This is a genomic window from Paenibacillus agaridevorans (genome assembly GCF_003112455.1).
Lineage (GTDB): Bacteria > Bacillota > Bacilli > Paenibacillales > Paenibacillaceae > Pristimantibacillus > Pristimantibacillus agaridevorans.
The window spans coordinates 21996-22852 of sequence record NZ_BDQX01000069.1; the positions used below are offsets into that span (position 1 = coordinate 21996).

Genomic DNA, 857 nt, shown 5'->3' on the forward strand with positions numbered 1-857 from the left:
GCTTGGAGAGGGGACGTTCGTCCATGACCTGAAAGGCGAGAAGCTCGCCGTCGTGTTCTTCTTCCGCGGACCGGACGGGGAGGCGTTCGAGCGGAGGATCGCGCAGCTTCGGCAGCTGCAGGAAATCTTCCTGGACGAGCTTGCCCTCATGACCTCCATCGGCGTCGGACAGGCGTACCATCGCGTCATGGACGCATGGAGCTCGTACAACGAGGCGTGTCAGGCGCTGGAGCACGAGGATCCGGACGCCGCCCAGAAGCTGGCGCGCTACGATTGCATCAGCCGGCATTCCAGCCATTATTATTATCCGCCGGATCTGGAGCTGAAGCTTATGAATGCGGTCAGAGCGGGAGACGACGTGGTGCTGGGAAGGCTGTTGGAGCATATCGAAACGCAAAATATCGGGGTCCGGCAGCTAAGTCCGCGGCGCAAAAAACAGCTGATCGCGGAAATGCAAGGCACGCTTCAAAAACTGAGCGGGCAGCTCGATTATTTGTCCGGCGACGACGAGACTATGCTGGACGGGCAGAGCGGGCCGGAGCCCGACGCGGCGGAGGAGTACAGCTTTGCGCGCGTCTCGAAACAGCTGCTCGCCGTCTGCGTGCGGATCAAGCGGCAGAAGAACTCGAAGTTCGAGGACATGCTCGAAGGGATGAAGGCCTACATCGGCGAGAACTATAAGGACAGCAATCTCAGCCTCGGCATGCTGGCCGGCGAATTCAAGCAATCCGAAAGCTATGTGTCCATCTTCCTGAAGGAGCAGCTAGGCGTAACCTTCTCCGAATATTTGGAGCGGCTGCGGCTGGACGAAGCATGTCGGCTGCTGAAGGAGCAGACGCTGCCGATCGGAGACATTG

General features: G+C 59.5%; 1 protein-coding gene. It reads left to right on the top strand.

Features of this window, described 5'->3' with window-relative positions; translation table 11 throughout:
* Positions 1-857, top strand: an 857-nt coding sequence (locus PAT3040_RS07530) for a helix-turn-helix domain-containing protein (RefSeq protein ID WP_181376489.1), incomplete at both ends; no start/stop codon positions are given.